The following is a 23,024-nucleotide window of genomic DNA, read 5'->3' as shown; positions in this document are numbered from 1 at the left end:
TTATACATGCCCCTGGAATTCAGCTGGTTGATGCCCCTGTGTACCCCAGACTGGGCGGCGCGGCCGGGACAATGGATTCAATTGGCCCAGGCCGTGGAGTACGCCGGGCTCGATGGCCTCTGGATTCCCGGCGGCGCGTTATGTGCCGACAGCCTGGGCGTGGCGGCAGCTTTGTGCGCGCATACACGCAGCGTGCAGTTGTCGGTGAGTGTGCCGCCGGAAGTGATGCTGCCAGCCGCGCTGGCCACTACCCTGCAAAGCCTGCAGTCGATCAGCGGCCACCGTGTGCGGCTACATTTACCCAATAGAGAACACAGTGCCTTTGGGGAGTGGCTCAACCGCGACCAACGCAGCGAACGCATTGGCGAATATCTGGAACTGCTGCAACACCTGCTGGCGTCCAACACCGAAGGGTTCGACTATCAGGGCCGTTATTTCCAACTGGAGAACGCCGGCTTCACCCGCCGCGAAATACCCGCCCCATCGTTGCTACTGGACGACACCCAGAGCCATGCGCTGGTGGCGGCACATGCCCATACCTGCCTGTTAGCACCTGGCCATCCACAACGACTGGCCCAGGAGATACAGCGCTGGCGGCAGGTCCAACCTACGCTCGACTTTGCCTGCACGTTTGGGTTGATCCTCGGCGACAGCGAAGACCTCGCCTGGGAGACCGCCGCCACTTTATTATCGGTGCCTCAATTGCCCGAGGAACCCCTGGCCACCCTGCCCCGTGCACGCCACCCGCTGCGCCAGTGGGAAGTGCATCCCAACCTGCTGCAACGGGACGCCGGCCAACCGCTGGTCCTGGTGGGCACCCCACAACAAGTCGCTACACGCCTGCAAGAACTGCACGGTATTGGCTTGAATCATCTGATCCTGGAGGGCGGGCCGTCAGTCAGCGAAGTGCTGCGCTTTGGCGAACAGGTTTTACCGTTGCTTTTTCAACAGGGTTTGCGCAAGGAGCGCCTGCACCATGACTGATGATGTACGCCCACCGATCCAACTGGACTGGTTTTTACCCACCAATGGCGATGGCCGTCACCTCACCAGCAGCGGCTTGCCAAGGGTCGGGTTGTTTCAGCAAGGCGAGCGTGCACCGACGCTGGACTATCTGCGCCAGATTGTACGCGCCACCGAGCAGGCCGGTTTCGACGGCATCATGGTGCCCACCGCTGCCGGGTTTGAGGACCCGTGGCTGATCACTGCGGTGCTGGCCCAGGAAGTGCGCCGCCTGAAATTCCTCCTGACGCTGCGACCGGGCACCGAGCTGCCAGCCTATACCGCCCACCGCGCGGCGACGTTGCAACTGCTCAGCGAGAACCGCCTGGCGTTGCATGTGGTGACCGGCTCCAGCCGTTTTGAACAGCGTTCCCTCGGGGATTTTCTCGAACACGATGAACGTTACGCACGCACCGCAGAATTTCTGCAGGTGTTCCAGGCCGTGTGGGCAGCCCAACCGCCCGCGCATCAGGGACGTTACTACCGCAGCGGCATTCAAACGCCGATTGCGCCAGGCGCACGAGTACCGCCGATTTACTTTGGCGGCGCTTCCGAAGCGGCTGAGCGTGTCGGTGCGGCCCATGGGCAAACTTATCTGATGTGGTGCGAACCGCCGGTGATGATCGCCGAACGCATCCAACGCATGCGTGACCTGGCTGCCGCCCAAGGCCGTACGCTACGCTTCGGTCTGCGTCTGCACGTGTTCGCCGCTGTCACTGATGACGCGGCGTGGGCCCACGTGGAAAGGCTGCTGGAAGAAATCCCAAAGGATACCATTGACCATGCACAACGGCAGATGGCGGCGTATGAGTCGGTGGGGCAAAGCAGGCAGACGCAGTTGATGCAGGGCCGTGGGCGCGGCGCTCGGGAACTTGAGGTGTCAGCCAATCTCTGGGCCGGTGTAGGCTTGGTACGCGGCGGCGCAGGAACAGCGTTGGTCGGCAGTTATGCGCAGGTGGCAGAGCGAATCGAGGAGTACCACCAGTTGGGGGTGGACAGTTTTATTCTGTCGGGTTTCCCCCATTTGGAGGAGGCGATTCACCTGGGCGAGCAGTTGCTGCCTCAGCTGCGCCGTATAGGTAACCCACCCAGCCAGGTCAAACAAGGTTGAACGCAGGTCAGGGTTTTGCTCGGCCTTTGAGCATGCCGTGATTGACCAGTAAGGTGCGCATGGCGTTGCGGGTAATACCCAGCAGTTGCGCGGTGCGTAACTGGTTGAAACCGCAGTAGGCAAACGCCTCGCGCACCATCAACGCCTCAATATCGTGCAAGAGCGAATCACCTGGAACGTCGAAAAATCGCAAAAACTGTTCGCGAAGCACTTCCTGAGGAAGCTTTTGCACCCCGTTGGAACTTGCGCCTTGCAATGCACTAAGGCCTGCCGAGAACTTCAAGTGCTCGGGGCGGACCGGTCTGTCGCCGGCCACCAGTAAAGCCAAGTGAACAACGTTCTCGAGCTCTCGGATATTCCCCGGCCAGGGATAATCGAGCAGCGCCTGAGTAGCCGACTCCGAAAGCATAGGCTCATTGATTTTAAGGCGGGCGCTGTAGAGTTTCCTGAAGTGTTCCACCAACGGCAGAATGTCCAAGGGACGCGCCCTTAACGGCAGAACTTCCACTTGGGCGACGTTTATTCGATAGAACAGATCGAGCCGAAAATTGCCAGCTTCAATGGCCTGTTCCAAATTGACGTTGGTAGCCGTCACCAATCGGATGTTGATCTTGATCGGTTTGCGCGAGCCGACTCGAACCACTTCCTGTTCCTGTAGGACACGCAGCAATTTAACTTGCAAAGGCAACGGCAAATCGCCGATCTCATCGAGAAACAGCGTCCCCCCATCAGCCTCCTCGAACCAGCCGGCTCGCCGACCGACAGCTCCGGAAAACGAACCGGCCTCGTGGCCAAAAAACTCGCTTTCAGCCAGGGTCTCACTGATCGCACCGCAGTTGACCGCAATAAAAGCGCCAGTGCGGCCACTGCTCGAATGGATGTAGCGCGCCACCAACTCCTTACCGGTGCCCGTCTCTCCATTGATCAACACTGGCGCGTCACTGGGCGCCACCCGCTGCAGATACTCCAGCAACTGCCGAGACCGGGGGTCGGCAAATACCAGCGCTTTCGCTCGGATTGAAAGAGGATCTTTATCGCCCTGAGGCAATGTCAAAATCGGGCTGGGGTGTCCGCGCGGGATGTTCATAGACAATTTCCAATGGCGGCCATGAAGGAATTAACAGCACTTTACTGCTCGCGCCATATAACAAGAAATATTAAAAAAACATGAGGATATAACCTCGCAACAAGAACGCTATTCGACCTGTCCTACGCCAATCGCTTACATGGGCGAACGATAAGAAACGATCCAGGGGGCTTAATTACAGGCTGGGCCTTCTGATCCCCTACGCCTGAAAAGACGAGCATAACCTTAGCTGTCGATATTCTTATTCCTCCCGCCCGGCCATGGGTAGATTGGTAGCCACTTACCCCATCGGAGGATGTAGCGCATGGCGGAATCAGTGGTGTGGATTGCCGGGGTCGGCGCGGTTGCCGGGCTGGGTGCAGCCTTGGCGCGGCGTTTTGCCCGCGAGGACTACCGCGTAGCGGTCAGCGGCAGGAGCCTGGACAAGTTGCAGACGGTGGTGGCGGATATAGAAGCGTACGGCGGCAAAGCCAATGCAATCGTGGCCGACTTGGGTATCGAAGCCGACGTGCTCGCCGCCATCGCCCAGGTCAATGAGCTCGGCACACTCAGGGCGGCGATCTTCAACGTGGGCAATTCGGTGTCCAAGCCGGCGCTTGAGTTGAGCGCCGAGTTGTTCGAGCAAACCTGGCGCGCCTCGACGTTGGGGGGCTTTTTATTCGCCCGCGAAGCCACCCGCACCTTGCTTGCCAATGGTGGCGGCAGCCTGTTGTTTACCGGCGCCACCGCGTCATTGCGTGGCAAGCCGCCTTACACCGCGTTTGCGGCAGGTAAGGCCGGGCTGCGCTCGGTAAGCCAGTCGTTTGCGCGGGAATTCGGGCCGAAAAATGTGCATGTCGCCCATGTGGTCATCGACGGTTCCATCGATGGCGAACGCGTGCAAAGCCGCACACCGGATTACATGGCCAAGCTGGGTGAAGACGGCGCGTTGAAGCTCGACGATATCGCCGACGCGTATTGGTACCTGCACACCCAACCGCGCAGCGCCTGGACCCAGGAGCTGGACCTGCGGCCGTTCAAGGAACCGTTCTGACCTGGAGGTTTTTTATGGGAACCCATCAGACTCAACTCGCCCCCACATCCGTGCTCGGCGTGCTCAATTATCTGCAGGACACCGGCCAGCGCCCGGTGAATTACACCTACCCGCCACCAGACGGCGAGGCCCTGCGCAGCGGCGTGCTGGACCCGACCCAGGTGACCATTCATAACGCCCGGTTGCTCGACGAACCGGCGAATATCAACCGCCAAGGCTTCGAAAAGGTCGATCACACCAGTGCCGTTGCGAACCTGGAGGATGACGACCAAGTGCGCCTGCACTACTACCCGGAAACCGAAGCCTTGCTCAAACAGCAGACCGGCGCGGTGAAGGTGGTGATTTTCGACCATACGATTCGCGTCGATGACCCTGGCCGTGAGGCGCGTGGCCTGCGCGAGCCGGTACGCTACGTGCACAACGACCAGACCGAACGCTCGGCGATTCGCCGTGTGCGCGACCACCTCGACACGGACGAAGCCGAACAGCGCCTGCTCAAACGCTTTGCGATCATCAATGTGTGGCGCCCAATCGGCGCGACAGTGCTGAGCACGCCCCTTGCCTTGTGCGATGCGCGCAGTATGGCCGATAGCGATTTGTTGCCCAGCGACCTGGTGTATCGCGACAAGGTCGGCGAAACGTTTTCGGTCAAGGCCAACCCGGCTCACCGCTGGTATTACTACCCGCAGTTGCGGCCGGACGAGGCCTTGCTGTTGAAGATCCACGATTCGCGGCGGGATGTGGCCAGGCTGAGTGCACACACCGCGTTTGATGACCCCACCACGCCAAAGTACGCGCCGCCACGGCGCAGCATCGAATTGCGCGCACTGGTGTTCTTCGACACGTAAATCAAGGCTTCACCCAGCAACGGATCGCGGCTAACCTTGGTCACCGGCCAAGCCTGCGATCCGCGCTTGCCGAACAAAATGATTTCGGAAGCCGCTGCCACCATGGATATTTCTTCGACTCCTCCCCCGCCCACCAGCAGTAAGGAAAACGCCGGTGGGCGCGTTCAGGTCATCGACCGTTCGATCGTACTGTTGCGCACCTTGTCGGGCCTCAAACATGGCGCCAGCGCGCTGGACCTGGCGCGACTGACCGGTATCGACCGCACCACCATCCACCGTTTGCTCAAGACCCTCACCCACTGGAGCCTGATCGAATCCCAGGCCGGCACCTACCGGATCGGGCCGGAGTGCCTGATCTATTCGGCGGCGTACCTGAACCGCCTGAACCTGCGCAAGATCGCCCTGCCCTATGCGATTGAACTGCAACGGGTGATCGGCGAACGCCAGGCGATTGTGTCGTTGTCGGTGCCGGTGGGTGACCAAGTGGTGTTGATCGAGCGGATGTGGACACCGACCACGCCGCTCAACGTGATTGTCGACCTTGCCGACCAATTCCCCATCGACGGCAGCCCCAGCGGGCGGGCGGTACTCGCCACCTACAGCGAGGCGGCCGCGCAGGCAATCCTCGGCGAAGCGCGTTACGCCAAAGCCCTGCCGGCACTGGAACAGATTCGCAGCCAGCAGGACTTCGCCTTCGGACACGGCGAGTTCAAGCCGGGCCTGTCTTCAGTGGCGTTTCCGATTCGCGTGGAAGCCGGGCAAGCGATTGGTGCGGTGGTGGTCGCCGGCCTGGAAATGGAAGACGAAACCCACCCCGGCTCGTCCCTGGCCAGCCATGTGCGCCGCGCCTGTGAAGGTATCGCGGCGCAGTTGGGCAACCTTTAGGGCTTGAGGCCCAGTGCGGCGAGCAGGCGGTTTTTCTGCACCTTGCCGTAGTGGGAGCGCGGTAGTTCGTCGATGAAGTAGACGCGGCGCGGCACCTTGTAGCGCGACAAGCCGGCGCGGCAGTGGTCCATCAACTGCTGCGCCGACAGGTCTTGGGAACCCTCCAATACCACGGCTGCGCACACTTGCTCGCCCCATTCCAGGTCCTCCAGGCCAAACACGTGGGCGTCCTGCACGCCGGGATGGCTCAGCAGGTTCTGTTCGACTTCACCGGGCTGCACGGACTTGCCACCGCTGCGGATGATGTCCTTGCAACGCCCCAGCACACGCAGCAACCCATCGGCGCCAATGCGCCCGAGGTCACCGCTGCGCAGCCAGCCGTTGTCCAGGGTCTTGGCGCTGAGTGCTTCCAGCTGCCAGTAGCCGCTCATCAATTGCGGGCCGCCGAGCAGAATCTCGCCCACACCGTTTGCGTCCGGTTGATCGATACGGATCGCGGCGCTGAACAACGGTCGGCCCACCACGCCTTCGCCACTGTCGCCGGCCGCGCGCACCGCCGCCATTTGCGCGGGCGAGAGGTAGCAACTCCAGGGCGCTTCGGTCATGCCGTAAAGCACGCCGATGCGTTCACTGAACAAACTGCATGAGCCTTCCAGCACTTCGCCGGTCAACGCGGCAGCGCCGACATCGAGGCTCTTGAACACCGGAAGATCGGCCTCTGCAGTGCCGGTTTCACGCAACAGGCGCAGTAATTGCGTCGGCACCAGGGAACTGAACGCCACCCGGTACTCAGTGAGCTGAGCGATGAAGGCCTTGCCGTCGAAGCGCCCGCCCAACACCACTCGGCCACCGCTGAGCACATGGGCCAGCACCGCCACCGCTGCAATCGGCCATAGCGGGCGGACGTTGAGTAGTACATCGCCAACCACGGCACCCCGCCCCATGACGATGTTTTGCAACACCGCACACAGGCTGGCATGCCGGTGCATCACGGCCTTGGGCGTGCCGGTGGTGCCGCCGGTGTAGTTGAGCGAGGCCAGCGCCTGGGGTGATTGCGCCGGGCGTGGAAGGATGTCGACGGGCTTGGAGTCGGTCACGGCTTGCAGCGGCAGGCAACGGATGCCCAAGCCTTGCGCCACACCGACGTACTGCTCGGAAAACAGCAGCAAGGCAGCGCCCGCGTCCTGTAGCTGAGCAAGCAATTCGTCAAGCGCCAGGGCCGGGTCCAACGGCACGCGCACACGGCCGCTGGCCATGCAGCCATAGTCGGCCAGCAGGTAGTCGAGGCTGGCGTCGGCCAGTAAGGCCACCCGCGCACCCACCGGGATTTGCAACCGATCCAACGCTTGTGCGACGCCGCTGAGGGCGCGGTCAAATTCGTCAAACGTGAGGGTGCGAGCACTGGCCGGTTCGTGCAGTGCGATGTGGTCTGGCCATTTAAAGGCTGCCTGGCTGAGCAGCGTACTGATGTCCATGCTTACCACCCGCTCAACACAATGCGCCCATTGACCTGACGCGATTCCAGCAGCGCGTGGGCCTCGGCCACTTGGTGAAACGGCAGCACACGGTCAATCAACGGCTTGACCTGCCCGCCCTTGATGAGTGCCAACGCCAGGCGTACCTCTTCCAATGTGGCACTGCCCGAGCCTTGCACCCGTAGGCGACGGCCAATCAACAGGCCGGGGTTGACCGGCACGCTGGCGGGCGCGACGTTACCCAATACCACCACGCGACCACCGAGGGCCATGCTGCGCAGGGTGTCTTCGAGGGTGCTGCCAAGGTTTTCCATGGCCACGTCCACACCGCGTTTGCCCGTGAGTTTCCACACCTCGGCGCTGTACCTGCCGCTGCTGACGATGACGTCGTCGGCACCCAGGCGGTGGAGAACCTCGCGCTTATCTGCACTGCCGGTCACGGCGATGACCCGTGCGCCGAAGGCTTTGGCCAGTTGGATCTGGTGCGCGCCCAGGCCGCCGCTGGCGCCATTGATCAACACACTTTCGCCGGGCTTGAGCGCCGCCTCGCCGTGCAGTGCGCGAACGCTGGTGCCGATGGGACAGGACGCCAACGCGGCCTGGATAAAGTCGAGCCCGTCGGGCAGTTCGATGGCGGAAATCGCCGGTACTCGCAGGTATTCGGCGTAGGCGCCTTCGGTGTCCACCGAAGGCAAGCCGAGGGCGCGGCACAAATCCTGGCGCCCGCGCAGGCAGTCACGGCACTGGCCACAAAAACGACGTTGATAAACCACGACCCTGGCGCCAACCGTTAGGTGATGCACGCCGGCGCCGACCTCAACCACTTCCCCCGCCACTTCATGGCCCAGCACCACACCCGTATGAGCCCCCGGCAAGCGCCCGGCACGATGTAGCAGATCGTGATGGCAAACCCCGGCAGCGGCGACTTTAACCAACACTTCACCCGCGCCAGCCTGTGGGGTCGGCACCTCCTCGACCTGCAATTGCTCCGGCCCGCCGAAGGCTTTTAGAACTATGGCTTTCATTTTATATAACCGTTTTTGACCCGATAAGAATATGTTCATATAACAAACATATTGTTTGCATTGTGCACATCCTTTAAGTTTTCCTCACTTTGGCGCTGACCTCAAGGGGCAATCGCGTCTTTCTTTCACACCGGATAAAAAGCACCCCATGACAGTCGAGTATCAAAACATTGGCGAAGGAATCCTGGTGGTCACCCTCAACCGCCAGGAGCGCCTCAACGCAATGGACAGCCAGGCCAAGCACGCGCTGGCCGAGGTGTGGCAACGCGCGCAGCAAGACACCGCCGTGCGCGCCATCGTGCTGCGCGGCGCCGGTGAGCGGGCGTTTTGCGCCGGTTCCGACCTCAAGGAGATCGAGGCCACCGGCGAGACCGTCAGCAGCGAAGTCCTGGCCCGTGCCCTGCCCGGTGTCGGCAACGATTTGAGCAAGCCGGTGATTGCCGCGTTGCACGGCCACACCCTGGGCCTGGGCATCAGCCTGGCGATTCATTGCGATTTCCGTATTGCGCGGCACGACACGCGCTTTCACTTCCCCGAAGTGCAGCACGGCATGTTGTCCGGCTTCAGTGCGATCACCCTGCCCAGCCTGATCGGCGAAGCAGCGGCCCTGGACATCATGCTCAGCGCGCGCAAATTCGACGCCCAAGAGGCGCTGGCCATCGGCCTGGTCAACCAGGTGGTGGACGACGCCTACGCCAGTGCGCTGGAACTGGCCGCACGCCTGGCCAGCCATTCCGGCAAGGCGGTGGCGTGGACCAAGACTTTGCTGCTGGCCGAACGCAAGGCTCGTCTCCTGCGGCAGATGGCACTGGTCGACCAGGCCCGCCAGGACGTGATGCTGGGGCGTTGACCTCAACCCATAACTAGAAACAGCCAACACATAAGCCTCCCCAGTACTGTCAGGAACTCCCACCACCAGGAATGGAAAGCGGCACCTAACCATTGGAGCCTCACCATGTCTCGCCCATACACTCGCTTTCGTCCCAGGTTCAGCCTGCTGACCGCCGGCATCCTCGGGCTGTGCGCCCAACCGGCAGCCCACGCTGAAGAGAATCCGTCACGTCCGTCGGCGGCCAGTGACACCGCCCTGCAAACCGTGGTGGTCACCGGTGCCAGGGACAGCGGTCGCACCGTGGCCAAGAGCCTGGCGCCGATTGATGTGATCAGCGCGGACGACCTCGCCCGTTCAGGTAAACAGAACCTGCGCGACGCGCTGGCCGCCAGCGTGCCGTCCTATACCAATGCCGCAGGGTTTACCGGCGGCACCGGGTTGTCGGTCAAGTCCGCGACCTTGCGAGGCCTGGGTGGCAACCATGTGCTGGTGCTGGTCAACGGCAAACGCCGCCACAATACGTCGCTGATCTTCGTGCAGACCGCCGCCACCTCAAGCGGCCAGTCGCCTGCCGACCTCGACCTGATTCCCATCGCCGCGGTGGACCACGTGGAAGTGCTGCGCGACGGCGCGGCGGCGCAATACGGTTCGGACGCGATTGCCGGGGTGATCAACATCATCCTCAAGACCAACCGCTCCGGCGGCAGCGGCAGCGCCCTCTATGGGCAGTACGCCAACCGTGTGGGCGGCAAGGGCAATTTCGGTGCGCGGGGCCAGGGCCAGATCAACCAAGGCTTCGAGCTGCCCAATGACGGCTTTTTCAGCCTCAGCGCCGACATCGGCCTCCAGGAAAGCTCCAACGTGGCCGGCGCCGTGCCGGACCGCACCAGCATCTATTTCCGCCAGAACGGCCAGCCCGACCCGCGCGAGACCAGCGAAAGCCGCTACCGCCAGCAACTCGGCCAGCCTCGCTCACAAACCTACAACTTCGGCTACAACGCCGAACTGCCGCTGAACGAGGACTACACGCTGTACTCGTTCTCCACCCTCAGCCACCGCAACTCCACCAGTTGGGGCACCTACCGCACCGCCAACTCGCCGCAGAACATTGTCTCGGTGTACCCGGACGGTTTCTCACCCCGTTTCGTGGTGGAAGAAGACGACTTCCAAAGCGTGTTCGGCGTGCGCAACGACGACCTGCTGGGCTGGGCTTGGGACCTGAGCACCAGCTACGGCTACAACAACGCCAACACCCGCAACGAACGTTCGCTGAACCCGTCCCTGGGACCAAACAGCCCTCAGGATATGGACGGCGGCAACCTGATCGCCAGCCAATGGACCAATAACCTCGACCTGACCCGTTCGTTCGATACCGGGCTGTTTGCAAAGCCCCTGAACGTGTCGACCGGCCTTGAGTTCCGCCGCGATGGGTTCGAGATCCAGGCGGGCGAATACGCCTCCTATGCCGATGGCGGCTACGTGTTCCCAGCCGGCAGCCCACTCGCCGGCCAACGCCCCAACCCCGGCGCGCCTGGGCTGGTGGGCTTCACTCCGGCCGACGCGCACAACTACTCACGCACCAACACCGCAGGCTACGTCGACTTCAGCCAAAGCCTGACCGACCAATGGGACGTGAGCCTGGCCGGTCGTTTCGAGCACTACAGTGATTTCGGCGACACCGGCAGTGGCAAGTTCTCCACGCGTTACGCGTTCACCCCGCAATTCGCCGTGCGCGGCACCGTGAGCAACGGCTTTCGCGCGCCGTCCCTGCAACAGCAGTTCTATTCGTCGTCGCTGACCGCCTGGCGCACCAGCCCGCTCACCGGGCAACTCGAGCAGGCCACCACGCGCTATGTCACCGTCAACGACGCTGCCGGCCAGGCCCTGGGCGCCAAGGAGCTCAAGCCTGAACGCTCGATGAACTACAGCCTCGGCTTTGTCGCCACACCGACCGAGAACCTGGACATTACGGTCGACCTGTACCAGATCGACATCAAGGATCGCATCCTGCAGACCAGTAACCTGCAAGGCACGGCGGTCTCCAACGTGCTGGCCGCCCAGGGCCTGAACCCGAACCAGATCGTCTCGTACTTCGGCAACCTGGCCGATACCCGCACCCGTGGCATCGACCTGGTGGCCGACTACCGCTATGACCTGGGCCGCTACGGCAAGACCAAATGGACCTTGCTCAGCAATCAGAGCCTGCAAACCATCGAGAAGATCAAGGAGCCCGCAGCACTGGCCGGCACCGGTGTCAGCGTGATGGGCCGTGACCGCCAGGGCAACCTGACCTCGGCCTACCCGAAAAACACCACGTCGCTGAATGCCGCCTGGCAACTGGGGGATTTTGAGGTGAATCTCAAGGAAACCCGCTATTCCAAGGTCACCGGGCGTAACCAGATTTCGGCCAGTCGCGATGAAAAAATTCGCCCGGCATTCATCACCGACCTGAGCGTGGGTTACTGGTTGAGCGACGCGGTGAAAGTCACCGTCGGCGGCGAGAACATCTTCGACCGGCGCCCGCAGCAACTGAATGATGAGGCCAAGCGCTTCTACTTCTTCCCCACCGACAACCCCACCTACAGCTGGTACTCGCCCTATGGCCTGGAAGGCGCCTACTACTTCGCTAAAGTCGACGTGAGCTGGTGATGACGAACTTCGAACGCCCGCAGGCGACCTTCGACCAACGCCTGTATCGCAAACTGGCGTGGCGGATCATGCCGTTCCTGTTCCTGTGCTTCGTGCTCAATTGGCTGGACCGGGTCAACATCAGCTTTGCGCATTTGCAGTTCAAGACCGACCTGAACATCAGCGACGCCACGTTCGGCATCATCGTCGGGGTGTTCTCCATCGGTTACCTGCTGTTCGAGATCCCGAGCAACCTGCTGCTGGAAAAGATCGGCGCGAAAAAAACCATGATGCGCATCATGGTGCTGTGGGGGCTGGTGACCATCGCCACCGCGTTTGCCCAGACCCCGGCGCAGTTCTATGTGCTGCGGGTGTTGCTGGGCGCCGCCGAAGCCGGATTCTTCCCAGGGGTGATCCTGTACCTCACCTACTGGTTCCCGGCCAGCCACCGCGCGCGCATCACCTCGCGTTTCATCATGGCCATCGCGGTGTGCGGGATCATCGGCGGGCCGCTGTCGACCAGCATCATGGCGCACTTCGCCGGTGTCGGCGGCTTTACCGGCTGGCAATGGCTGTTCGTGATCACCGGCATTCCGCCGGTGCTCGCGGGTTTGTTCGCCTGGTACTGGCTGGACGACAAACCGGCCTCGGCCAAGTGGCTGAGCGACGATGAAAAACACGCCATCGAGCAAGCCCTGGCGCGTGAACGGCTACAGCGCAAACCCGGCGGGCATACGCGTTTCGTCGAGGCATTGAAGGACCGCAAGGTGTGGTTTATCACCCTGGCCTACTGCCTGACCATCATGTGCACCGGCAACGTCACCAATATCTGGGCACCGTCGATCATTCGCGATTCGGGCGTGAGCAACCTTGGGCAACTGGGCTTGCTCTCGGCTTTGCCCTATGTGGTCGGCGTGTGCGTGATGCTGTGGGCGTGCCGCCATTCGGATGTGAATCAGGAGCGGCGCTGGCACTTCGCGCTGGGCGGCCTCACTGCGGCGCTGGCAATGCTGGTGCTGCCCAACTTTCTGTTCAGCCCGTACTCGGCAATCGCCGTACTGACGCTGATGACCAGCGGCTACCTGGTGGCCACGGCGATTTTCTGGACCATCCCCACGTACTACCTGTCGGACCACGCCAAGGCCGCGGGCTTGGCGCTGGTCAATTGCTGCGGGCAGATCAGCAGCCTGCTCACGCCGATCATGATCGGCGCGATCAAGACCTCCACCGGCAGCATCAGCCTGGCGCTTTATATCGTGGCGGCGCTGGTGGCCTGCGGCACCTTGACCCTGTTGCTCGGCGTCCCGCGCAGCGCTCTGCGCGACGCATCCTGACCTCTTTGATGGACTTTCCATGACTGATTACCTTGCCCTCGCCCACCAACTCGCCGCGCAGATCCAACCCGGTGCCGCCGACCGCGACGCCGGCAGAATCCTGCCTTACGCGCAGCTCGACCTGATCCGCGAATCCGGCCTGGGCGCCGCCCGGGTACCCACTGAGCTGGGCGGCGGCGATGTCAGCCAACTGCAGGTGGCACAGATTTTCATCACCCTGGCCAAGGCCGATCCGAGTGTGGCCCAGGCGTTGTTTCCGCATTTCGCCACGGTCGAGCACCTGCGCCTGATCGCCAACCCCGAACAGCAGCGCGAGTACCTCGGTGCCTTTGCCGAGCGCCAGTTGTCATCTGGCGCGATTGCCGAACGCAGCGGCACCTTTCGTGGTGAAATCCACACACGCCTGGAGCGTCGCGGCGATCAACTGGTGCTCAATGGCAGCAAGTTCTACAGCACCGGTTGCCTGTTTGCCGACCTGCTGAAAATCCAGGCGGTGGACGAAGCCGGCAACGCGGTCTACGTGATGCTGCCCGCCGACGCTGCGGGCATTACGCTGCTGGATGACTGGGACGGCATGGGCCAGCGCGTCACCGCCAGCGGCAGCACCCTGCTGGAAAATGTGCCGGTGCGCCCCGAGCAAGTGATCCCGCTGGCGCAGTGGTATCAACGCCGCAACTATGTCGGCGCCAGTGCCCAGTTGATCCACTGTGCCCTGGATGTCGGCATCGGCCTGGCGGCCTTGGATGACGCGGTAGCGTGGGCGCGCACTGGCTCGCGGCCGGTGCGCGAAAGTGGCGTGGACCAGGCGCGCCACGACCCGTACATCCTGCACACCCTCGGTGATCTGGCCGCGCGCATCCATGGCGCCGAGGCGCTGGTGGAGAAAGCCGCCGGGGCGGTCGACTTGGCCGCGCGCACACAGTTGCAGGGGTTGGCGCAGGGTGAGGAATTGGAAGCTATTTTGGTCAAGTCCTCGATTGCCGTGGCCGAATCCAAGATCGCCTCAACCCGCGCCGCGCTCTTCGTGTGCGAGCGCCTGTATGAAGTCGGCGGCGCCGCCACCACCCAGTCGCGCTACAACTTCGACCGCCACTGGCGCAATGCGCGCACCCACACCACCCATGACGCCCTGGCCTACAAGTACAAGGCGATTGGCGATTATTTGCTGAACGCGAAAGCACCGCCGATTGCGTTTACTTATTGAGCCCTGGATATGTTGAAGCTACCGATTTCCCTGCTGCTTCTGTCCGGCTCCGTGTCGGCCGCCGAGCCTTGGGACGAGCTGGACGCGCAGATCAGCCAGGCATTGCCCGGCGTGATAGAGCTGCGCCACGCGATTCACCAACAACCCGAACTGGGCAATCGCGAGTTCCACACCGCCGAGCGCATCGCCCAACGCCTACGGGAACTGGGGCTGGAGGTGCAGACCGGCATCGCGCATACCGGTGTCATTGGCATTTTGCGTGGTGGCAAACCTGGCCCGGTGGTCGCAATTCGCGCCGAACTGGACGCGCTGCCGCTCACCGAGGCAACCGGCCTTCCGTTCGCGTCGACAGTGCGCAGCAAAGATGAAGGCGCTGACTTTCGCAGCCGTGGCAAGGACGTCGGGGTGATGCATGCTTGCGGTCACGATGCGCATATGGCGATGGCGCTAGGGGTTGCCGAGGTGTTGGCGGCCCATCGCGACCAGTTGCCGGGCACCCTCAAGCTGATCTTCCAACCGGCCGAAGAAGGGCCGCCGCTCGGCGAACAAGGCGGCGCGCAATTGATGATCAAGGACGGCGCGCTGCAAAATCCCGCGCCGGCGGTGATCTTCGGCATCCACGTAACTGCGGGGACGGCGGGGACTTTCACGCTCAGCCGGCAACGCACCACGGCGGCAGCCGACACCTTTGTCGCGCGCATCATCGGCCGCCAGACCCATGCGGCCTTCCCGTGGACCGGCATCGACCCTGTGCCCGTCGCCGCCCAGGTAATCCTGGCCTGGCAGACCATTCCCAGTCGCCAATCCAACCTCAGCCTGTTGCCGGCGCCGGTAATTTCGGTGGGCCGTATCGAAGCCGGTGACCGCCACAACATCATCCCCGCCGAAGTGCGCCTGGAAGGTTCGATTCGCACCGTCAGCGATGAACAGCGTGAGGACGTGTTGCAGCGCATGACCCGCACCGCCGGGCACATCGCCGAAGCCTCGGGGGCCACCGCCAAGGTGGACTACCTGCCGGGCAATTACCGCGCCGGCTACAACAACACTGCATTGGTTGACCAGTTGATGCCGGTGCTGCAACAGGTGTCGACCACACCGGTGCGGATCGACAATGGCACTTACGGTGCCGATGACTTCGCCGAATACGCCCGCCAGGTTCCAGGGATTTTCATGCGTATGGGCGTGACACCGCCTGCGCTGGAGGGCAAAAACGTATGGCCTACCCATTCGCCGGGCTTCCAGGTGGATGACCCGAGCCTGGCGGTGGGGATCCGGGCGCTGAGTCGGATGACGTTGAGCTACATGATTGACGCTCCTCGGTCCTAGTGAAAAAACGGATCAACCCCACTTCAAAACCACGCCGACCTCTACCGACTCGGCACCTCGCTGCTCAAGCGAAAGCGACAGCAGCGCAGTGACTGTACCGATTTGCACCCTCTGCGACAGGCGCCGACAGGGTATTTATATTCGTGAGGGCATATCCGCCTCATTGACCTAAGGTGTCGGCGGTGGCAGGCATGCCTATCATCGCGACCATCCAAAAATGGGTCATAAGCATATGAATTTATAATTAGTGGTTCATTCCTAAATTGCTGCTAGTTTAATTAGCGAAAGACGTCATTGTTCCTGCTGGCCAACAGAGCGGGTCATGTTTCACGGGATGAAAGTTGCACGCGGACTTCAAGGGATTAAAGTCTTCTCAGCATTCGCTACATGGCCACTGGGAAATCGCTATATCTGTTGTAAGTCCATTGACATGGATTGATAAACGGTACCTGACATGACGGCTACGCTGAATTACTCGTTTTCAAAAATTGCGCCTACGGCGCCACAACCCCTGGATATATTCGAGCTTAAAGAATCTAACGTTCGCTCTTACTGCCGGGACTTCACCGCCACCTTCCATACCGCCGAAGGCTCAACCTTGACCAGTGAGCAAGGCCAGGTATTCATCGATTTTTTTAGTGGCGCAGGAGCCTTGAACTACGGGCATAACAACCCGGTCTTGAAGGCAGCACTGCTCGATTACATCGGTAACAATGGCATCACCCATGGCTTGGATTTCAAGACCACTGCCAAGAAAGCCTTCCTCACAACGTTCGAAGAGCAGATCCTGGCACCGCGTAACCTGCACTACAAAGTGCAGTTTCCCGGGCCCACTGGCACCAACGCGGTGGAGGCCGCCATCAAACTGGCCCGCAAGTACACCGGGCGCCAGAATGTCGTGGCGTTCACAAACGCGTTCCATGGCATGTCCCTGGGCAGCCTCGCCCTGACCAGCAACCCGCGTAAACGCGCAGGGGCCGGCGTCAGTTTGAACAACGTGACGTTCATGCCCTATGACCGGTACTTCGGCGACGGTGTGGACACCTCGTTGTACCTGGCCAACATGCTGCGCAGCGGCAGCGGGGTCGACAAACCGGCGGCTATCGTACTAGAGACGGTGCAGGGCGAAGGCGGCGTTAACAGCGCTTCCGCCGCCTGGGTACGAGCCGTGCAAGCCATCGCCCATGAGCATGACGTTCTGCTGATCATTGACGATATCCAGGCCGGCTGTGGTCGCACCGGCGAGTTCTTCAGCTTCGAAGCACTGGGTGTCACCCCGGATATCGTGACCTTATCCAAATCGATCAGCGGTTATGGCTTGCCCATGTCCCTCGTCTTGTTGGCTCCCCATCTGGATGTCTGGGAGCCGGGAGAGCACAACGGCACATTTCGCGGCAACAACCTGGCATTCGTCACGGGCAAGGCGGTGATCGATCACTACTGGAGCAACGCGGGTTTTACCCAGGTGCTCAGGGACAAGGCAGAACAGTTGCATCAGGGGTTGCAGGAGTTATCCCTAGGCTTTGCCGCCAAGGCACCTAACCGTCTCAAAGGGAGGGGGTTCTTCAGGGGCATAGAGTTTGACGACTCGGCCCTAGCGCAAAAAATTGCAGCGCAGGCCTATGCTGGCGGGCTCATCATTGAAACCTCCGGCATCGACAATCAGGTACTCAAGTTCCTCCCGGCGTTAACGATCACTCCCGTGCAGATCACCCAAGGCTTGCACATACTCAAGCAAGCCTTTACCGAGGTGACCGCGCCATGAGCGATCCGATCATCACCCGGCACGCGTCCCTAGACGACGCCGCGGCCATCGCGCCGTTGCTGGACAAATACCGCGAGTTCTATGGCGAAGCACCCGACTTGGCCCGCTCCCTGGCATTTATTCAACAGCGCTTCTTTCTGGGCGAGTCAATAATCATCGTGGCGCAAGTTAACAATGAAGTCATTGGGTTTACGCAACTCTTCCCCAGCTTTTCAAGTGTCACACTGGAGCGTCTGTGGATACTAAATGACTTATATGTCGAAGCCTCCAAACGCAGTACGGGGGTGGGCCTAGCGTTATTGAATGCTGCAAAAGCGTTCGCCCAGACAACCGGGGCCAAACAGTTATTTATTGAAGGCGCGGACGACAACCCTAAGGCACGCAACTTATACACGCGCTTCGGGTTTATCGAAAACACCGCGTACCATTATTACCATCTTCCATTGAAGCCAATCCAGGGATAGGAGCTTTCCCATGTCAGACACTGTTTTCGATATCGTGGGTATTGGTTTCGGTCCCTCAAACCTGGCGCTGGCTATAGGATTGGAAGAGTCAGCTTCTGCGCTGACCTATCGCTTTCTGGACGCCAAGCCAACGCCGGACTGGCAGGATGAAATGCTGCTCAGCGGCTCGGACATCCAGAACAACCCGTTGCGGGACCTGGTCACGCCGCGCAACCCGCGCAGCCGCTATGGCTTCGTCAATTACCTGAAAGAAACTGGCCGCCTGTTCGACTACCTCAACCTACCGCTGACATACCCGCTACGGCGCGAGTATGCGCAATACATCAAATGGGTTGCCGGGCATTTTCTCGGCAGTGTCGAATCCTCGGCGTTCGCCCAACGTGTCGAGCCGTTGCTATCACAGGGCGAGCATGTATGGAAGGTCACCTATAACAATCAGCGGGTCATTTACGGGCGCAGCCTGGTATTGGGTACCGGGCGCACGGCGAATATCCCGGCGGTTTTCGACGGCCTGTCCGGCCCGCAGGTGTTCCACCTTAATCACTACCTTGAACGCATCAATAGGTTGCCATCGAACGTGCAGCGCATCGGTGTAGTCGGCTCCAGCCAAAGCGCCGTGGAGATTGTGCTCGACCTGACCGCCAGGTTTCCGGACAAGGAAATCTACTCGCTGCACCGCAGCTTCAGTTTCCGACTCAAGGACACCAGCCCGTTCAGCGACAAGGTGTATTTCCCGGAGTTCATCGACTACTACTTCAACCTGCCGCCAGAGGCCAAGGCGCGGGTGGATAAGCAATTGCGAGGCACCAACTACAGCTCGGCTGATGAAGATGTGATCAATGCGCTGTACATGCGCATCCATGAGGAAAAGTTGCAGGGTAAGCAGCGCATCCACATCCTCAACAATATTGCCATCGAGCAGGCGCAGGTTAATGCCTCAGGGCATGTGCAGTTGGCGCTCAAGGAGGTCAATCAACTCACGCACTCGACCCTTGAGCTGGATGCACTGGTGCTTGCCACCGGGTTCAAGGACATTGCCGCCAAGGAAAATGGCGAGTTGTATCCGCCGTTACTGGCGCCTTATCACCGTCGGTTTCGCGCCGATGCGCACGGCGCGCTCGTGGTGAATCGCGATTACAGCCTGACCTCTTTGGATGATCTGCCCACGGTGTTCCTCAACGGTCTATGCGAAAGCTCCCATGGCCTGGGGGACGCCGGTTCATTCAGCCTGATTTCGTTGCGGGTGGAACACATTCTCTCGGCCCTGGAGGCACAGTTGGCGCAGGTCGAGGCTCCGGCGCACGCATTGGCCTGAATCAGCCCCGGTAGCAGCCCCGCGGGCTGCTGCTTCACACAAGGAGGTCACATGTTTACAGCAGCATTGATTTACATACTGGCGGTGATAAGTCCCGGGCCGAATTTCATCATCGTCAGCCGGTTCTCTTCATTAGGGTCGGTCACTACCGGCCTTGGTGCAACCTTGGGGATCTGCACCGTAGGCGTATTCTTCTCGACCATTTCCTTGCTGGGCCTGGCGGCATTGCTGCATGAGTACCCGGCCTTTTCCAAGGTCGCCACCCTGTGTGGTTCAGCGTACCTGCTGTACATCGCCTACAGCATCATCAAAAGCGTGCTGGCAAAAAACACCGGTACTGCAGAAAGCACCACACCTGGCGTCACCAGCTTCGCCAAGGCGTATCGCGTGGGGGTCATCACTAACATCAGCAACATGAAAACCATCGCCTTCATGATCAGCATCTACGCCGGCTTTCTTTCTTCGCCACGTACCGACCTCGAAAAGGTACTGGTGGTGATGTTGTGCTCTACCTTGGAAGTCATCTGGTACTCCCTGGTCTCGCTGCTCTTCGGCCAAGGCCCGATCAAGGCGCTGTTTCTCAAATACACCCGCCAGATCGATGTGGGATTGGCTGTATTTCTGGTGGCGTTCTCCCTCAACAACGCGATTCCCGTGTTGATTGCCAGTCGATGAGGCCGTGTCATGGAATGGAACGATCTGCTCAAGGACGTGAGCGCGCGCTTCAAATACCGCAGTTGGCTGCTGATCGATCTACCCCGCGATCGCTTACCACTGAACTGTCCAATACCGAACTTGTCGAGCAATTGCGAAGCCACCTTGATCCTCGACTGCGGCCTTGAAGATATCTTCCCCATCATCGATGCTTTGGGCATGGGGGTAAGCTACGCAGCCTCGTTACAAGCGACAAGGCGCCGGATTGAAGCTTTAGTGGCAGCGCCACCGGAGGCGATGGCTTTTCACGATTTCAGATGGGCGTGTTGATACCGGTCCACGAAAAAGCCCCAGGTCAGCGAAAAGCCGGAATCGCCGGTCCTTCCGGTAGGACTAAGTCCAGCATAGCGGGATGTCGCCAAACTGCTGATTCCCGGGCGGCTGGTCCAAACGCTAAAGCGGCCAATTTTCAGGATAAAACGTGTACGTAAAACGAGGTTTCCACACCTGCCTAGTGGCTATCAAGGACGAAAGATAAAACCAGTTCGTTCACCGAGCGTCGTCGGGCAGCGACGGTACTGGCTGCTGGGCAAGCGTATTTAACAGGCATTGAGTAGAGCTTGCTGTTCAGTTTTAAGCGCTCCGTACCAGACTCGTCAAAACAGCCCCAAGCGGTTTGGAGTTGATACAGTTCCCACGTTTAACGCTGAGATGGATCTCATGTATTTATACCTCATACGGCACGGGGAAACCTGGGCCAATGCCGAACAGCGCTACCTCGGTTCGCTTGATCCAGGGCTGATCGAGCTGGGGCGGCAGCAGGCTGAAGCTCTCAGTCGAGATAATGGCGTGTTTCCGAGAACGGGATGTCGGGGTTTTTGAGGGTTTGACTCAAGCTGAGGCAAGAGCGTTGGCTAACTATGATGAGATCTAATCAAATATGCCTAACACTCTCTCCAATAATTCAGTGTTCACAGTGTTGTAGCAGATCGTGCGGCAAGTCAGCCTGGATGAACTGGACACCCCACTGATGCGAGCATGCGACTGGGCACAAACCGGTGGCCAAACTCGCGCGAGCACTGACGGTGGGATAAAACTTTGGGCTAAAACACGAAACTATGCCCTAACTCCACTTCCATCCAACCCAAGAACCGCCTGACCCTGGGGAAACTGGAGTGAGCCTTGGGGAACACCAAATGGTGGGCGGCGACCGCAGAGCTCAACGCTTCGGGGGCGACTTCAACCAGCGAACCGTTGGCGAGGTACTTTTGCGCCAGCAGTGTGCTTTCAAGGGCGAACCCCAAGCCGTGGCTCGCTGCTTCGAGGCTCATGTAGGATCGGTCAAAACTCAAGGCGTAGGGTTTTTCGGGGCGCGCCAGGCCATGCTGGGCGAACCACTCAGGCCACCTGAGCAAGGTTGCTTCGGAAAGGATCAGCTCTTGCGCCAGGAGATCTGCTGCGTTTTTTACCGCGCAGCACGCGATCAGCTTGGGCGAGGCCAGCACGGCGAAACTTTCGTTTCGCACGGTGCGCACTTCGTAGCTGGGCCAGTTAGGCCGGCCATGACGAATATCCACATCGATCTTGTCTTGGCTGAAGTGCAGCGACTCGTAGGAGCATGACAAATTGATCTGAATGTCCGGATTAGTCATGCGAAATGACTCCAACCGAGGCATCAGCCAGAGCAAGCCAAAGCTGGGGGCAGAATGCAGCCGCAGGCAATCCAGGCTGACGTCACTCGCGGCCCGTTCGGTGGCGACCTCCAGGCTCTGCAACAAGCCGGAAATGTCTTTCAAATACTGCTCGCCGACCGGCGTCAGTGTCACCCCGCGTGCCGCGCGCACAAACAACTGTCGACCGATCATGACCTCCAGTTTGGCCAATTGATGGCTGATCGCTGAGGGGGTCAGGTCGAGCACTTCGGCCGCTCTGGCCAGGTTGCCAAACCGCGCGGTTTGCTCGAAGGCTTGAATTGCTCTCAGCGGTGGCAGGTGGGATGAAGGCGTGTCGTCCTGGCGCATCAGTATTCAGCCTATTGTTTTGGTGTTGAACGGGCAGCCCCATTCAAGCATTTGCGCTGTGGATTGACGAGTGCTGAATTTTATTCATGTAGCAGTGACGTTTGCGTTATTGCTCGGCCTCTCGACGCAGACCACTCTGAGTCATCGATCGCTGAATCGAATCATAAAAACAATCAGAGGGAACCCTCATGCTTCTTCAAGGTAAAGTCGCGATTATCACGGGTGCTGCGTCCGAGCGTGGTATCGGTCGCGCAACCGCTGTTACCTTCGCCAAACACGGCGCCCGCGTTGTGATCCTGGATCTCGACGAATCCGCCGCACGCGACGCCGCATCTGCCCTCGGCGAAGGCCATCTGGGCCTGGCTGCCAACGTCGCCGACGAAACCCAAGTCAAAGCCGCTGTTGCCAAGGTAGTCGCGCACTACGGCCGTATCGACATCCTCATCAACAACGCCGGCATTACGCAACCGATCAAGACCCTCGACATACGCCCGGGCGATTACGACAAGGTCCTGGACGTTAGCCTGCGCGGCACGCTGTTGATGTCGCAGGCGGTTATTCCGCTGATGCGCACCCAGGCCACAGGCAGCATCGTCTGCATGTCATCCGTATCGGCCCAGCGCGGCGGCGGCATCTTCGGCGGCCCACACTACAGTGCGGCGAAAGCCGGGGTGCTTGGGCTGGGCAAGGCCATGGCGCGCGAATTTGGCGCCGATAACATTCGCGTCAACTCCATAGCGCCAGGTTTGATTCATACCGACATCACCGGCGGCTTGATGCAGGATGACCGCCGCCACGCGATCATCGAAGGCATCCCGCTGGGCCGGCTGGGCGCCGCGCAGGATGTTGCGAATGCGGCGCTGTTTCTCGCCAGTGACCTGTCCTCTTACCTCACCGGCGTCACACTGGATGTAAACGGTGGCATGTTGATCCACTGACGAGCGCTGCCCATTAAGTTCTGGATCGATGATACGTCGGGCTTTAAGCCCGGCGGTCTATAAAAACAAGAGATCAG

Annotated in this window: 21 protein-coding genes; 17 read left to right on the top strand and 4 right to left on the bottom strand. The window is 60.5% G+C overall.

Annotated elements, in window-relative coordinates; all coding sequences use genetic code 11:
• Positions 1–6 precede the first annotated feature (6 nt).
• Positions 7–984, top strand: coding sequence for an LLM class flavin-dependent oxidoreductase (locus BLR69_RS01560; protein ID WP_071495035.1), 978 nt, complete (start codon positions 7–9; stop codon positions 982–984).
• A complete protein-coding gene (locus tag BLR69_RS01555; protein WP_071495036.1) occupies positions 977–2,113 on the top strand; it encodes an LLM class flavin-dependent oxidoreductase in 1,137 nt (378 codons plus the stop codon). The genes BLR69_RS01560 and BLR69_RS01555 overlap by 8 nt, the downstream gene beginning before the upstream one ends.
• 7 nt (positions 2,114–2,120) lie before the next feature.
• Here the strand turns inward: BLR69_RS01555 and BLR69_RS01550 are convergent, their stop codons facing one another.
• On the bottom strand, positions 2,121–3,200 hold the full coding sequence (locus BLR69_RS01550; protein ID WP_071495037.1) for a sigma-54 interaction domain-containing protein: 1,080 nt from the start codon (positions 3,198–3,200) through the stop codon (positions 2,121–2,123).
• Between the two features lie 304 nt (positions 3,201–3,504).
• On the opposite strand from BLR69_RS01550, the gene BLR69_RS01545 reads away from it, so the two are divergent.
• The 3 genes from BLR69_RS01545 to BLR69_RS01535 all read left to right on the top strand — a co-directional run bounded on the left by BLR69_RS01545 (position 3,505) and on the right by BLR69_RS01535 (position 5,966).
• The gene (locus BLR69_RS01545; protein ID WP_071495038.1) at positions 3,505–4,233 is read left to right on the top strand and encodes an SDR family NAD(P)-dependent oxidoreductase; all 729 of its coding nucleotides are present in this window, start codon (positions 3,505–3,507) and stop codon (positions 4,231–4,233) included.
• Between the two features lie 14 nt (positions 4,234–4,247).
• Positions 4,248–5,081 (top strand): CmcJ/NvfI family oxidoreductase, encoded by an 834-nt coding sequence (locus tag BLR69_RS01540; RefSeq protein ID WP_071495039.1) that lies wholly within the window; start codon positions 4,248–4,250, stop codon positions 5,079–5,081.
• Positions 5,082–5,183: 102 nt separating this feature from the next.
• Entirely contained in the window at positions 5,184–5,966 is a 783-nt protein-coding gene (locus tag BLR69_RS01535) for an IclR family transcriptional regulator (protein ID WP_071495196.1), read from the top strand.
• Here BLR69_RS01535 and BLR69_RS01530 read toward each other — a convergent pair.
• A complete protein-coding gene (locus tag BLR69_RS01530) occupies positions 5,963–7,441 on the bottom strand; it encodes a class I adenylate-forming enzyme family protein (protein ID WP_071495040.1) in 1,479 nt (492 codons plus the stop codon). The genes BLR69_RS01535 and BLR69_RS01530 overlap by 4 nt on opposite strands.
• Positions 7,442–7,443: 2 nt before the next feature.
• Positions 7,444–8,466: an alcohol dehydrogenase catalytic domain-containing protein gene (locus BLR69_RS01525; protein WP_071495041.1), complete on the bottom strand. Its 1,023-nt coding sequence runs from the start codon at positions 8,464–8,466 to the stop codon at positions 7,444–7,446.
• Between the two features lie 148 nt (positions 8,467–8,614).
• Here BLR69_RS01525 and BLR69_RS01520 point away from each other — a divergent pair, with 148 nt between their 5' ends.
• The 11 genes from BLR69_RS01520 to BLR69_RS01470 all read left to right on the top strand — a co-directional run bounded on the left by BLR69_RS01520 (position 8,615) and on the right by BLR69_RS01470 (position 20,870).
• Positions 8,615–9,316, top strand: a complete 702-nt coding sequence (locus BLR69_RS01520) for an enoyl-CoA hydratase/isomerase family protein (RefSeq protein WP_071495042.1) — start codon at positions 8,615–8,617, stop codon at positions 9,314–9,316.
• A gap of 105 nt (positions 9,317–9,421) precedes the next feature.
• Positions 9,422–11,947: a TonB-dependent receptor plug domain-containing protein gene (locus BLR69_RS01515; RefSeq protein WP_071495043.1), complete on the top strand. Its 2,526-nt coding sequence runs from the start codon at positions 9,422–9,424 to the stop codon at positions 11,945–11,947.
• Entirely contained in the window at positions 11,947–13,260 is a 1,314-nt protein-coding gene (locus BLR69_RS01510) for an MFS transporter (RefSeq protein ID WP_071495044.1), read from the top strand. The genes BLR69_RS01515 and BLR69_RS01510 overlap by 1 nt, the downstream gene beginning before the upstream one ends.
• Positions 13,261–13,279: 19 nt before the next feature.
• Positions 13,280–14,464, top strand: a complete 1,185-nt coding sequence (locus BLR69_RS01505; protein WP_071495045.1) for an acyl-CoA dehydrogenase family protein — start codon at positions 13,280–13,282, stop codon at positions 14,462–14,464.
• A gap of 9 nt (positions 14,465–14,473) precedes the next feature.
• The gene (locus BLR69_RS01500) at positions 14,474–15,790 is read left to right on the top strand and encodes an amidohydrolase (protein ID WP_071495046.1); all 1,317 of its coding nucleotides are present in this window, start codon (positions 14,474–14,476) and stop codon (positions 15,788–15,790) included.
• A 511-nt stretch (positions 15,791–16,301) separates the two neighbouring features.
• Complete coding sequence (gene ectB / locus BLR69_RS01495) at positions 16,302–17,555, top strand: diaminobutyrate--2-oxoglutarate transaminase (RefSeq protein WP_197681380.1); 1,254 nt, start codon at positions 16,302–16,304, stop codon at positions 17,553–17,555.
• Positions 17,552–18,019, top strand: coding sequence for a GNAT family N-acetyltransferase (locus tag BLR69_RS01490; protein WP_071495048.1), 468 nt, complete (start codon positions 17,552–17,554; stop codon positions 18,017–18,019). Before ectB ends, BLR69_RS01490 begins: the two co-directional genes overlap by 4 nt.
• A 10-nt stretch (positions 18,020–18,029) precedes the next feature.
• On the top strand, positions 18,030–19,334 hold the full coding sequence (locus BLR69_RS01485) for a SidA/IucD/PvdA family monooxygenase (RefSeq protein ID WP_071495049.1): 1,305 nt from the start codon (positions 18,030–18,032) through the stop codon (positions 19,332–19,334).
• A 51-nt stretch (positions 19,335–19,385) separates the two neighbouring features.
• On the top strand, positions 19,386–20,009 hold the full coding sequence (locus BLR69_RS01480) for a LysE family translocator (RefSeq protein WP_071495050.1): 624 nt from the start codon (positions 19,386–19,388) through the stop codon (positions 20,007–20,009).
• A gap of 9 nt (positions 20,010–20,018) precedes the next feature.
• A complete protein-coding gene (locus tag BLR69_RS01475) occupies positions 20,019–20,318 on the top strand; it encodes a hypothetical protein (protein ID WP_071495051.1) in 300 nt (99 codons plus the stop codon).
• A 381-nt stretch (positions 20,319–20,699) separates the two neighbouring features.
• On the top strand, positions 20,700–20,870 hold the full coding sequence (locus BLR69_RS01470) for a histidine phosphatase family protein (protein ID WP_317845851.1): 171 nt from the start codon (positions 20,700–20,702) through the stop codon (positions 20,868–20,870).
• Positions 20,871–21,091: 221 nt separating this feature from the next.
• On the opposite strand, the gene BLR69_RS01465 is transcribed toward BLR69_RS01470, so the two are convergent.
• Complete coding sequence (locus BLR69_RS01465; protein WP_071495052.1) at positions 21,092–22,009, bottom strand: LysR substrate-binding domain-containing protein; 918 nt, start codon at positions 22,007–22,009, stop codon at positions 21,092–21,094.
• Between the two features lie 188 nt (positions 22,010–22,197).
• Between BLR69_RS01465 and BLR69_RS01460 the strand changes: the two genes are divergently transcribed.
• Positions 22,198–22,947, top strand: a complete 750-nt coding sequence (locus BLR69_RS01460) for an SDR family NAD(P)-dependent oxidoreductase (RefSeq protein WP_071495053.1) — start codon at positions 22,198–22,200, stop codon at positions 22,945–22,947.
• The last annotated feature ends 77 nt before the right edge of the window (positions 22,948–23,024 follow it).

The organism is Pseudomonas azotoformans (assembly GCF_900103345.1).
Lineage (GTDB): Bacteria > Pseudomonadota > Gammaproteobacteria > Pseudomonadales > Pseudomonadaceae > Aquipseudomonas > Aquipseudomonas azotoformans.
Note: the sequence above shows the minus strand (reverse complement) of the source record. Positions and strands in the feature narration are given on the sequence as shown.

What these genes read in the sequence shown, in the direction of transcription:
- BLR69_RS01560 (WP_071495035.1), top strand. Translation starts at nt 7, where the DNA reads ATGCCCCTGGAATTCAGCTGGTTGATGCCCCTGTGTACCCCAGACTGG.
- BLR69_RS01555 (WP_071495036.1), top strand. Translation starts at nt 977, where the DNA reads ATGACTGATGATGTACGCCCACCGATCCAACTGGACTGGTTTTTACCC.
- BLR69_RS01550 (WP_071495037.1), bottom strand. Translation starts at nt 3,200, where the DNA reads ATGAACATCCCGCGCGGACACCCCAGCCCGATTTTGACATTGCCTCAG.
- BLR69_RS01545 (WP_071495038.1), top strand. Translation starts at nt 3,505, where the DNA reads ATGGCGGAATCAGTGGTGTGGATTGCCGGGGTCGGCGCGGTTGCCGGG.
- BLR69_RS01540 (WP_071495039.1), top strand. Translation starts at nt 4,248, where the DNA reads ATGGGAACCCATCAGACTCAACTCGCCCCCACATCCGTGCTCGGCGTG.
- BLR69_RS01535 (WP_071495196.1), top strand. Translation starts at nt 5,184, where the DNA reads ATGGATATTTCTTCGACTCCTCCCCCGCCCACCAGCAGTAAGGAAAAC.
- BLR69_RS01530 (WP_071495040.1), bottom strand. Translation starts at nt 7,441, where the DNA reads ATGGACATCAGTACGCTGCTCAGCCAGGCAGCCTTTAAATGGCCAGAC.
- BLR69_RS01525 (WP_071495041.1), bottom strand. Translation starts at nt 8,466, where the DNA reads ATGAAAGCCATAGTTCTAAAAGCCTTCGGCGGGCCGGAGCAATTGCAG.
- BLR69_RS01520 (WP_071495042.1), top strand. Translation starts at nt 8,615, where the DNA reads ATGACAGTCGAGTATCAAAACATTGGCGAAGGAATCCTGGTGGTCACC.
- BLR69_RS01515 (WP_071495043.1), top strand. Translation starts at nt 9,422, where the DNA reads ATGTCTCGCCCATACACTCGCTTTCGTCCCAGGTTCAGCCTGCTGACC.
- BLR69_RS01510 (WP_071495044.1), top strand. Translation starts at nt 11,947, where the DNA reads ATGACGAACTTCGAACGCCCGCAGGCGACCTTCGACCAACGCCTGTAT.
- BLR69_RS01505 (WP_071495045.1), top strand. Translation starts at nt 13,280, where the DNA reads ATGACTGATTACCTTGCCCTCGCCCACCAACTCGCCGCGCAGATCCAA.
- BLR69_RS01500 (WP_071495046.1), top strand. Translation starts at nt 14,474, where the DNA reads ATGTTGAAGCTACCGATTTCCCTGCTGCTTCTGTCCGGCTCCGTGTCG.
- BLR69_RS01490 (WP_071495048.1), top strand. Translation starts at nt 17,552, where the DNA reads ATGAGCGATCCGATCATCACCCGGCACGCGTCCCTAGACGACGCCGCG.
- BLR69_RS01485 (WP_071495049.1), top strand. Translation starts at nt 18,030, where the DNA reads ATGTCAGACACTGTTTTCGATATCGTGGGTATTGGTTTCGGTCCCTCA.
- BLR69_RS01480 (WP_071495050.1), top strand. Translation starts at nt 19,386, where the DNA reads ATGTTTACAGCAGCATTGATTTACATACTGGCGGTGATAAGTCCCGGG.
- BLR69_RS01475 (WP_071495051.1), top strand. Translation starts at nt 20,019, where the DNA reads ATGGAATGGAACGATCTGCTCAAGGACGTGAGCGCGCGCTTCAAATAC.
- BLR69_RS01470 (WP_317845851.1), top strand. Translation starts at nt 20,700, where the DNA reads ATGGATCTCATGTATTTATACCTCATACGGCACGGGGAAACCTGGGCC.
- BLR69_RS01465 (WP_071495052.1), bottom strand. Translation starts at nt 22,009, where the DNA reads ATGCGCCAGGACGACACGCCTTCATCCCACCTGCCACCGCTGAGAGCA.
- BLR69_RS01460 (WP_071495053.1), top strand. Translation starts at nt 22,198, where the DNA reads ATGCTTCTTCAAGGTAAAGTCGCGATTATCACGGGTGCTGCGTCCGAG.